Origin of the sequence: Gemmiger formicilis, from assembly GCF_016901605.1 — a bacterium.
In the GTDB taxonomy this organism is placed as follows: Bacteria; Bacillota; Clostridia; order Oscillospirales; family Ruminococcaceae; genus Gemmiger; species Gemmiger formicilis_B.
In genome coordinates this window covers 1-11,083 of record NZ_JACJKP010000102.1, presented here as the reverse complement: position 1 = coordinate 11,083, position 11,083 = coordinate 1, and the positions used below count along the sequence as shown (strand labels likewise).

Annotated in this window: 7 protein-coding genes; 1 reads left to right on the top strand and 6 read right to left on the bottom strand. The window is 47.9% G+C overall.

Translation table 11 applies throughout. From position 1 onward, the window contains the following. Positions 1-557: 557 nt before the first annotated feature. Positions 558-1,193, top strand: a complete 636-nt coding sequence (locus tag H6B10_RS09095) for a helix-turn-helix domain-containing protein (protein ID WP_204651313.1) — start codon at positions 558-560, stop codon at positions 1,191-1,193. A gap of 147 nt (positions 1,194-1,340) precedes the next feature. Here the strand turns inward: H6B10_RS09095 and H6B10_RS09090 are convergent, their stop codons facing one another. From H6B10_RS09090 to H6B10_RS09065, 6 genes are all read right to left on the bottom strand, one after another. Further along, positions 1,341-2,309: a DUF2971 domain-containing protein gene (locus H6B10_RS09090; protein ID WP_204651312.1), complete on the bottom strand. Its 969-nt coding sequence runs from the start codon at positions 2,307-2,309 to the stop codon at positions 1,341-1,343. 132 nt (positions 2,310-2,441) lie between these two features. Beyond that, a complete protein-coding gene (locus H6B10_RS09085; RefSeq protein WP_204651311.1) occupies positions 2,442-4,784 on the bottom strand; it encodes a DUF262 domain-containing protein in 2,343 nt (780 codons plus the stop codon). Between the two features lie 44 nt (positions 4,785-4,828). Continuing rightward, complete coding sequence (locus H6B10_RS09080; protein WP_204651310.1) at positions 4,829-8,161, bottom strand: type I restriction endonuclease subunit R; 3,333 nt, start codon at positions 8,159-8,161, stop codon at positions 4,829-4,831. A gap of 15 nt (positions 8,162-8,176) precedes the next feature. Next, entirely contained in the window at positions 8,177-8,950 is a 774-nt protein-coding gene (locus tag H6B10_RS09075) for a TIR domain-containing protein (protein ID WP_204651309.1), read from the bottom strand. Beyond that, positions 8,947-10,077 (bottom strand): restriction endonuclease subunit S, encoded by a 1,131-nt coding sequence (locus tag H6B10_RS09070; protein WP_204651308.1) that lies wholly within the window; start codon positions 10,075-10,077, stop codon positions 8,947-8,949. The genes H6B10_RS09075 and H6B10_RS09070 overlap by 4 nt, the downstream gene beginning before the upstream one ends. After that, positions 10,064-11,083 (bottom strand): N-6 DNA methylase (locus H6B10_RS09065; protein ID WP_204651307.1); only part of this gene is annotated, 1,020 nt, incomplete at its 5' end. The genes H6B10_RS09070 and H6B10_RS09065, both read right to left, overlap by 14 nt.

The following is an 11,083-nucleotide window of genomic DNA, read 5'->3' as shown; positions in this document are numbered from 1 at the left end:
TGCCAGACCAGCTTTATTCTAGCACAGGAGGTTCTTTCTCTTCACTAAAGTATTTTTTATCCACCCCCAGTTGAACTGGGGGTTTTATCATGCCTATTCGGCGCCAATAAAAAAGATGCAAGGACGAAAACGTCCTTGCATCTAATTTGGCGGAGCATCAGAGATTTGAACTCTGGCGGCGCTGTTAACGCCCTATCGCATTTCGAGTTTTGTGTCCCGAATGCCGTCTGCGCTCCCCCAGGGCCAAAACAGGCCGTTTTGTCCGGTCTATTTTGACAACACCACGCAGATTTCCGGGGCATCCGCCCACAAAACCGCGTGGGTACAAATAAAAGTTCAGTGCCACCCTTTGGGGCGAAAAGCAACGCCTTGCGGGAAAAATGCAAGATACCGTGCAAGATAACCGGCAGGGCATCCGGCCCGCCGGGGCTGGTTCTGGCCGGGTTGTCCCAGCGCAGAATTTCCCCGCAGGCGGGAAAATCACCCCAAAATCCAAGAATCTTGTCATGCTGATACGGTTTCTCCGGGTCCAAATATCATCAAAGGAGAATCCGACCATGAACGAACAAACCATTACGAAGGACCGGCTGGCAAAGGAGATCGACGCGCTGCTGGCGCCTTATCCCGATCCCGTGAGCCGCAACGACTTCCGCCAAGCCTGCCATATCGGTACCCGCACTTCGATGTATCTGCTGCAGAGCGGGCTTGTGCCCTGCACCCACACCGGCAAGCGCACCCGCTGCTACAAGATCGCCAAGGCGGACGTGGCCGCCTACCTGCGCCGCCGTCTCACCGAACCGGAGCATTACGCTCCTCCCAGCGGGTGGTACAAGAACTATCCCCAGCGTAAACCGCCTGCCGTATCCCTGACCCGTACCCTCGATTACGAGATCGTCAGCCGCCTGCTGCTTCGCCGCCATCTGGAACAGCAGCTGGCCGACACCCCCGACGTGCTGACTGTGGAGCAGATCGCCCGCTTCACCGGTTATACGCCCCACACGGTCTCCCGCTGGTGCACCGAGGGCCGCCTGCACACCATCCAGCGCCGCCCACGGTTCATGGTACCGAAAGTCTGGTTGCTGGACTATCTGGTTTCGGATGAGTATAACAGGATCACCAGGAAGAGTAAGACTCACTACGCTATGATCGCCACGCTGGGGACGAAGTCTAGGCGGCTCAAAAATAAACCATGATTTCTACCAGGGGGAGCGGTATATTCCTAATTTGATCCCGTGTATCGCCAAGAAACAGCCTTTGCGCCGATCATAAAAAACGCATGGTCCCTGTCATAACGGCACCATGCGTTTTGTCATTTTTTGCTCGCGTTATATGATATGTAGTCAAAATCGGACGGGCACTTTTGAATGTCGAACAAACTGGGAATAGTCCGCCACATTAAAGTTACAATATTCTAGGAAATCCCGAATGCTTATTTCCACTAAATCGCTTTGAACGGTCGGAGAGATCATAATTCCTTTCACAGATTCTGCCGAGAATCGCAAATCTAAAAACGGCACCAAAATGCTGTTTCTCATTTGGAATTTGTAAACGCCCGCTTCTTTCAATTCCCCCAAGCGTTCATTTGGCACCGTAATAACAATGCGAAATTCGCGCTCTTGCTTAAAATAGTCTCTTTTTATAAAATATAGATAGTCGCCTGTGCTATCCTTTGCAAAGCTACACGTTTCCCCATTATAAAAATAAATCGGCAAAGCGTTTAGTCGCTTCTGATTGTCTGCCATCAGCTTTTCCACTTCTTGCAAGGACAAGTTGCTAGCTGCATCTTTATTATTAGAACCTTCACCTTCGACAACAGTGAGGAAAAGTTTTGCAAACGACAAGAGTATTGTCGTCGGCACGTTGCTGATAATAGTCCGCCCATACGCGGAGTCATTATCCTTGCTATAATCCACTATACCAAAGGAAATGTCACAGCCATCCAAAGTAGGGTTGGAACGCAAAATGCTTTCCACTAGCTTTTTGTCATTAAATTCAATATTGTATCCTTGGTTATTGATTTCCTTGGTGTAGTAGTTCCACATGGGAAGTGAATCTTCTTCAATAGAAAAGCAGCACACGAAAGTCTGCTTTTCTTGCGACAAAAAAGCTGAATGAAATTTTTTCTTCTCTTCGTTGGACGCCCCCAACTCTTTTGCCATACTGTCCAATCCGGCAAAAATTTCGTCTTTGTCGTTCATGTAATGGATGTTGGTAAAGCGAAGCGTTTTATGCTCCAAAATTCCCTGCAACCCACCAACAGACGTGTAGTGAAATATCCGTCTATCGTTTGCGCCTTTGTGAAAAAGCACCTTAGAACTCTCCAATTTAGAGTAGTTGATTCGCGTTTTCCTTGGAGTTATCTCCATATTCGGCACCTCACTGTTGCTAATCATTATTCTAATAATTATGATTAGCAAGATTGTTAGAATCGACGGTCCATATCAAGTTAAGGATACTCTAAAATGCTCCAATACCTTGTTATGAGTCGAATCATCGTTCATCGTATAGGCAACCGTGGGAATGCTGGTCATACCTTTTTCCCAGTATCCTTCATCAGCCGAGGCGGTTCGTAGCCAACGCACGCCTATGAAGTATTCATTGGACGGATCAATGGATGCTTTTGCCGCAGTGTTTGCCCACTCACAATCCAGGATGTTTTTCTGGCCAGCTCCCTCAAGTACAGTAAAGTCTGCCGCCGGCGTTTGGCAGACAGTACATATACCGATGCCAACAAAGCCAACACTAGCGATGTGACAGAAAACCAGATCGCCCACGGCGATTTTGTTTAGTGATTTTCCACTTTCTCCACCGGCCGACAAAAAGCCATATTTACGCGCATCTTCCCAACTTCTGCCAGAGCCATATTCCACAGTAAACTGTTGTGCATTACCGATTTGAACAACGATTACCGGCTCATCATCCCAGCCGCCTGCCAATTCCTTGATTTGAGCAGGATCCCAAATGGCTTTTGCAAGTTGCGTATACACCTGGAGCCGATCACGGATTGCCGTTTTATCAAATCGGTCGTAGGGTTTAAATCCGTACATCCCCGCCAGCCGCAGAAACTGGGGATTGTTCTGATATGTCCCGTTATACAAGGACTGCGCCAAGATGTTATCTCCTGCGTATTGAACCACCTTCTGCTCATACGGCATAGCCTGATAGCTTCTGTTGTGGTCGCTGGTCAGCAGAATCAGGTTTCCAAACTTTCTGCGATTGTTGTTGAAATCCTCTTCGTCATTGAACATATCCTTGTAGCTGGCATAATCATTTGGCAAAATATGTTCAATGTCGTAAGAAGTCTTGGGATTACGGTCCACATAGGTCGCGAACTGAGAGGCCCGCCCCATCTGCACGTTCACATAGTCCGTCAGCCGAGCCAGCATATGGAGCATATAGCGCCCTGTGAACTGGTTGAGTTCAAAGTCCTTGATAGCATCCAGCTTTTCGTTCATTCTCTGCAGCGTAGAGAACAGCTTAATGCCAATCGTCTTCGCGTCCTGGTTTCGGATCTGACACAGAACCCGGAACAAAAGACTTTTATTCGAGTTCCAGTTGATCTTCTTGTAATTAAAAATACGAGTCGAGGCGAAGATATCAATAAACGTCGAGACCAATTTTATTTTTTGATCAACTACTTCGGGAGAGTCATCAACCCGCACAGAAGCCAAAATAAAATAATTCTGATAGGTGATATCTCTATGGGCATTGTAAAAAACCGCTTCATAGCCCGGCGTCAGTTTGTCCGAATATGCCTTTATGCGCAGATACAGGCTGGTCATCAGCGACATCTCGATCGTTACCAGTTCTTTATATTGCTTCGGCTGCGTCAGCCGCATTTCCGTGCGGGCATTCAACCGGACCCAGTTGTGGAATTTTTCACCTAGTAATTCAAAGTCACGGTCTTCGGCGCCTTTTTTTGTCTCGCGGATCGAGTTGGCATATTTGGCACGAAGCCAGGCAGAAATAAAATCCACATCCTCTGCCTTAATCACACCACTGGTCTGGGAATCAAATGCATTTTTTATGCGAGTGATATTCTGCTGCCAAACTTTATTGACTGTATCGCGATCCGCTTCGTCCACCTGCTGAATAATATATGCCTTCAACATTTCAGCACTATTCAGACTGAGGCCGCGGTCGTTCATAGTTAAAAAGATGGTGTGTGCCTCGTCTTCCGAAGGGGTGTCGATCTCCAGCAAAAGAACTTTTCCCTTCAGCCAGTAGATAAAATAAGGCAGGGCCTCCCCTTTCAAATCATCGGGGAAAAGTTCTTCAATATCGCTATACCGCGCCAACAGATTTTTGTTGCTCTCGTTTTCGGAAGTATATGCCCGGTTCTGATCCCACAGCGCCTGCATACAGTCATTTCTCTCCGGCACATCCAGATTGAAGGACATGGTTCCAAAATTATCTTTGTAAATCAAGTCGTCCATCTGTTTAACCGGAAGATACGGAATACCTGTGAGTTGATTCTGCAAATTTCGCAGATAGATCAGCAGCAGTGACAGAGAGGTCAGACGTTGTTGGCCGTCAATGATCTTGCGAGTATTCTCACTGGTGCAGATAATACTGCCCATATAGTAATACCCGTATCCCTGCACTTCAGAGGGCGCGCCATGGTTGGTGGGATCATAATACTGACGGAAGGTATCATAAAAGTCCATCAGCATTTGCTCGATCTGTTTGCGGCCCCAGCGATATTCCCGCTGATAATAATCCACCTCAAACTTTCCTCTGGTAAGGATCGTTTCCAGGGTATCGGTTTTATCAATCTTCTGCATTGAACCAATCACACCGCCTTCAAAATCATCGGTAAAGTTTTCTCTTAACCGTTGTTTTCCTCAAAATTTTCGACCTGTTCCATCACTTTGCGGAAAACTTCCGGGCTGTACTGTGGCGGATAACCATTTTTGATCAGGCAAACCTTGATATCAAACTTCAGCTGATCGCGGACGATCTGGTTGTTCAGCCAATCGGCAAACGAGGATTTGACATCAATGATTTCTTTGATCTTCTGTGCCAGTGCCCTGCATTTATCGTTTACCGAAATACCGTCCACCTTGCGATCCGTGCCGTATTCAAAGTTATACTGGTCCCGCAACGCCATCAAAATATCGTAGAAGGCTTTTTCCTCAAAGGTCAATCCTACCTTTCGGAAACTCTCTCTGTCAGCATGCATCTCTCTCAAAATCTGCAATGCTTGCTCGGTGGCATTCCGAATAATCTCCTCCGAGGTTTCCTCCTGAGCAATGCCTGCCTCTTCAAGAGTAAGGTGTTTGCGGCGATCATGGTACTCCTGGATCGTCTTTTCCAGCATCTCCTGGAACTTTTTCGCCGCCATTTGGTTCGTTCTGCTGTATTCGGTGATCTGCTTTTTCAGCGTCTTTACCAGCAGTTCCAGCTTGGACGCCGGCATTTTTACATCCGACAGCTTTTCGATATATTCTGGGCTGAAAATGTCTTCCTGTTCGCCTTCCTCCAGAACATTTTCGACCTTATTGTACCGCAGTGCTTCCTCCACCATTTTTTCCACATGGCGGTTCATTGTATGTGTATCAACATCGCTGCCGCTGCTCATCTTGCGGACAAACCCTGCTATAGCCATAAAGCACTGCGCCAGAGAGGATTCATCCTCGCCGAGTTCCCCGGAAGGCTGGCAGACGTCGTAGGCCGCACGCATACGCTTGACCGTTTTCAGGAAGTAGGTTTTGAAAGAAACCTTCCGAACATTCTTTCCGCCATTTCCTTCGGTGTGCAGTTCCTCGGTGGATGCAAAAACATACTCCGCCGCTTTCGCAAGAAGGGTGTACCGCTCTGCCGGATCACGTCCCGGGTCCAGGAAGGGAGTCAAATCATAACCGGCAAACAGGTCTTTAAGGATTTCCAGTTGTTCCCGGAAAGCATCGGTAGCCTGCTCCACGTCATCTTCCGTAGGGGCCACCGAATTGTTCCCGCCATATACTTTCAATGCCTCGAGCATATTATCGCGGATACCAATGTAATCCACGATCATGCCGTATTCTTTGCCGGGATACTTGCGGTTCACACGGCTGATGGTCTGAATCAGAAGATGTTTCTGCAGCGGCTTATCATTGTACATGTAGGTAAGCGAAGGCACATCAAAACCGGTAATCCACATATCTACCACAATGGCAATTCGGAAGTTGGAGAAATCCTGCTTGAATGCAGCATCCAGTTCCTCGGATCGCTTCCCGTTCTTCACGCCGCCAAGGTACTGATACATTTCCTCTTTATCGTTTTTGCCAACGCTGGCCACCATGGCCATGAAGGGCATAGGCTTCAACCGGCGCATTTCTTCTTCCGGTACGTTTATATCGCCCGGTGTTTTCTTCTCTTCAAACCATTCAGGATATTTTTCCTGGAACTTTTTGAGCAGATCGTACGCAATGGGACGGCTGGAGCATACCACCATAGCTTTCTGCACTCGTTCCGGGTCATTGGCACAAGCCGCAACATAGTGGTCGTGGATATCAACAGCTAATCGGTCCAGGCGGGAAGGTTCCTTCAAGATGACTTCCATGGAGCTCATGGCCTTTTTGCTGGCTTTAATATCCTCCTCCGTGGCTCCTTCGTCGGCACACTTTTTGTAGTATTCCTCGATCTCCTTGACCTTTTCCTGGTCCAGCAAAACCTTGGTGATCCGCGGGTGATACTTGATAGATACCGTCAAGCCGTCCGCAACCGCCTGATCCATGGTGTACCGATCGATTTCGCTGCCGAAGGTCTGATAGGTTTCCGAAATTGGGGTTCCGGTAAAGCCCACGAAGGTCGCCTGCGGGAAGGCCTCCTTCAAGACCTTTGCATATGGCTTGGAAACCATAGCCTTCATGTTGTTGTCCACATCCTGGCTGAAACGAATCTTTTTGGCGTGTTCCAGCTGCGTCCGATGCGCTTCATCGGAGAAGCAGATGATGTTGGCACGATCATTGATCAGACCGATCTTGTCATCTTCCCGATCGCAGAATTTTTGAATGGTGCAGATATAGAAACCACCGCTCTGGCGAGCGCCCAATTCCTGCCGCAGTGCCTCCCGGCTCGGGACAATGCGCACCTCGCCCAGATTCAAAAACTCTTTGCTTTTGGTGAACAGTTTGGCCCCCTGCTTCTGGAGTTCCTCCCGGTCCACGATCATCACAATGGTGGGAGAGCCGATCTGCGGCACATCCGTGCAGCGCAGAGCCAACTGCCGGGCGAGAAATGCCATGGTATAGGTTTTGCCGCAGCCGGTAGCCCCGAAGTACGTTCCACCTTTACCGCTTTTTTCCACCACAGACTGGATGATACTTTGCTTCAGAAGACGCGCAGCAAAAAACTGCGGATACCGGCAGACGATTTCCCGTTCGTTGCTGTCGTATTCGCTATCCTGGAAATAGATATAATCGCGGAAGATTTCCAGGAATCTACGGGGGCTGTACACGCCTTTGATCATGGTCTGCATCTCGTCAAAAGGAAGAGTAGAGACCTTGTCTTCGTTGTTCACCCGGCGCCAGGCATAAAAGTGCTCATAAGGTGTACGTACCGTGCCCAATCGGGTCTTGACCCCATCGGAGATACAGGCCAACGGGCAGTAGTGCAGCAGATGCGGAATGTCCCGCCAGTAACGGATATAAACCTGTTCCCACGCGTCATAGATGGTGGCCGCCTGATCCGCCGGGTTTTTCAGCTCTATAATGCACAGCGGCATACCGTTGACATAAAGCAGAATATCCGGCCGACGGTTCTCTGTCTGACCATTGTTGGTGTATTCCACCGTAAACTGGTTGACCGCCCGGAAAATATTATTTTCCGGGTTTTCAAAGTCGATCAGCGCCACCATTCTGGCCAGTTTATTCCGGGGTGTAAACTGAATGCCGTTCACCATCCAGCCATACACCTTGTGCAGCGTGGCAAATTTGCTTTCCCCACCAACCAGACGGACGGTGTCCGCAATCTGCCGGATTTCTTCGGCAAGCAGATCCGGATTGGTTTTGCTCAGAAAATGTTCCAGATCATCCATATACAGGACTTCTCTGCGCGAAGCACGGGGAATACTGCTGCCGGCAAGATACTGCCAGCCTTCCGCCTCCAAAAAGCTGAGAAAGGCGTTTTCAAAATCAGCCTCGCAATAGCGTCCATTATATTCTTTCAGTTTCGCCATTGTTCTGCCCTCGTTTTAGAATAGTTTATTGAAATCCACTTCATATCCCATGGCTTTCAAATCCTTCAGCAAACCAATTTCCCAATTGGAAGTGTTGGTATAAACCACGCCGGATAGATCAGAAGGAATTTCGATTCCTGAATCCGCCAGAATCACAACATGATCCCGTCCATGTTTTCCCATAAAATATCCGGTTTCCAGCACCACGTTTTGCCTTGCCCGTGAGCTTTCCGAGGCAGCATCTTTGGCCTTGCCCACGTCATCAGCAGTGAACAGACAAATGGCACCGCCAACATCACTGTTGGCTTCAAATTTTTCGATAATGGTACGGCCCTGGTTTGCCTGCTCCGACAGGATAACCGCCTCAATCCCCTGCTTTTCCACAATGCGGGCAACCGAGTGTTTCAACTCCCCGTCATGACCATGGACGATAAAAATTTTAGTCATGTTGCTCGGTTGTGTAGGTTTGGATTGCGCCGCTGGTTCCTCCGCTTCCTCCATTTCTTTTAGGTAGGTTTTAAAGATTGCCTTACTTGATAAGAGCCCATTTCGGCAAGCCTCCATGGCATCCATGCGGGCCTCGCGCTCATCCGTCGACCAAACAAGTGGGGAAAAAATTGTGTCATTGAATTGTTTATATTCTAAAGAATTATCACCATAATATCTCATTAAAAAGCGTTTAGAATCCATTTTCCACGCCTTAAATTTGGGCACAGAAGAGGTTACATTATGTGCAACCAAAACATCAATTTCATCAATAATACTTTTGAGCTTTTCGTAATCCGTCATTTTGCTTTTCCTTCCTCCCACGAACCGCGAATCAAAATCGGGCAGATGTCTTTGATCTGGGCTTTCAACTGCTCATTGATACGCTTGCGGGTATTATACACAGTGAAGATTTCGGCAATGGCCTTTTGTATTTTGATGTCTGGAATCGGGATTTGGATGTTCTGCATTTCACTCCAATCAAAGGTTTCTCTCGCGGACCCCCAGGAATTGAAGCGGGCGTATCTATCGAATTCCGGTCTTGTGAGAAAAAGCATTAAATATTCCGGTATCAGAAAATCCAGATTTGTTCCAAACACAATAGAAATTGATGACACGAGAAAAGGCTCACTTGTATTGTTGAAGCCAAGAGAAATTTTATCACCTCGTCGCGAAGTGTCCGGGACATAAGCTATTTGTCTAGGTTCAACCACCTTATAGTTGCTCAAGCTGACCCCTGACATATCCGCCTTTGTTGGGATCATCTCTTTAGTAGTCGACAACCCTCTAACGGCATCAACCTCAAGTCCGGCATCGTTGCGTTGATTACTTTCTTTGAGATATGGTCCGATTTTCTTGCACGGCATCTTTCTCCGCAAGTCCTCGATATACCCGTCACAAAGTAACTTCAGATCTTCCAACCCATTCTCATAGCTTTTCTGGTTGGCAACCATAGATTTATAGATGTTCACAAATTCTCGTTGAATCGTAATATCCGGAAGTTCGATTTCCAGTTCGCACATGTTATCCCAGCTAAAGAAGAGTGTTGCACTGCCATATGTTTTGAATAACATATAGCGATCAAACTCTGGTCTAAGGAACCAGATATAAAGATACTCCGGCAGAAGGATAGTTTCTTTTACCTTGGACTTCACATAAAATGCAACATAATCATTGGTGAAGATATAAGTTTCCTCCGTTGTGTTATATCCTAATCCTAGCTTATCATGTACTCTGTGGTTAAACACGAAACCGCCTGGCCTAACAACAAGAAACTTTTTCAAATCTCGTCCATTTAGGTCAGCTTTCGTATTTGAGATGCCTTTTGTGTTGAGCACCCCTCTAACATCCGAAACTCCATATTGTAAATTTTCGTTATTTTCGGCATTTCGCACGAGCAATTCACCCAATGTGTACTTAGTCAATGCCATATCCAATCCCCCTGAAAGCCTCCAGCAGCATCGTCTGGGATTCTTTTTCCTGCTGCATCACAGCTTTCATTTCTGCCTGGATACGCTTCATCTCCGCAGGAAAATCGATTTCCAAATCATGGTCGATAAATCGGATATATTTGCTTGGCACCAGGCTCCAGTTCTGCTTTTCGATTTCCGATATGCTGACACTACGGTACAGTTCCGGCACCTCATAATGGGTCCCATCTGTGCCCTCATTCTGCCAAGTGTGATAGATTTCGGCTGCCTTCCCGATCTGCTCAGAAGTTAGCAAGACCTTCTTTTTGCTCTCCCCCTTGACCGGGTTTTCCGTCCATGTACGCAGGTCCATAAACAGTATTTCATGAGTTCGGTCACGCAGCATTCTGCCGTGATAGGCCCCGCCCTTCTTGTTCTGATTCAGAATCCACAGGGTCACGCTGATGTCGGTCGTGATAAAAAGCTCCCGGGGCAGAATAATAATAGCTTCGACCTTGTCTTTCTCGATCAGCTTTTTTCGGATTTCCACCGTATCACTGTCGCCCAGCGCACCGTTTGCCAGAAGGAATCCGCCCACGCCATACAGAGCTTGTAAATGGGAAAGGATGTGCAGAATCCAGGCATAGTTTGCGTTGCTTTCCGGCGGTGTACCATACTCCGCCCAGCGCGGGTCATCGCTCAGGTTGGCATCGTACCATCCCTTCAGGTTAAAGGGCGGATTGGCCATGATGTAATCAAAATACAGGCCCTTGTTCTGGTCATTGGTAAAGGTCGAGTCGGCAATTTCTCCCAGATGGTGGCTGATGCCGCGCAAAACCAGATTCATCTTTGCCAGACGTAGCGTTGCCGGCTCCTTTTCCTGTCCATACACATTGATGCGGCTGATATCACCCTGTTTGGCTTTAACGATCTCTGCACTTTGAATGAACATGCCACCGGAACCACAACAGGGGTCATACAACGTGCCATCGAAAGGCTCGATCATCGCCGCAATCAGCTGGACCAC

Excerpts from the sequence above, each read along its gene's own strand:
- H6B10_RS09075 (WP_204651309.1), bottom strand. The coding sequence starts at position 8,950 with ATGACGGATTACGAAAAGCTCAAAAGTATTATTGATGAAATTGATGTT.
- H6B10_RS09085 (WP_204651311.1), bottom strand. The coding sequence starts at position 4,784 with ATGCAGAAGATTGATAAAACCGATACCCTGGAAACGATCCTTACCAGA.
- H6B10_RS09080 (WP_204651310.1), bottom strand. The coding sequence starts at position 8,161 with ATGGCGAAACTGAAAGAATATAATGGACGCTATTGCGAGGCTGATTTT.
- H6B10_RS09095 (WP_204651313.1), top strand. The coding sequence starts at position 558 with ATGAACGAACAAACCATTACGAAGGACCGGCTGGCAAAGGAGATCGAC.
- H6B10_RS09070 (WP_204651308.1), bottom strand. The coding sequence starts at position 10,077 with ATGGCATTGACTAAGTACACATTGGGTGAATTGCTCGTGCGAAATGCC.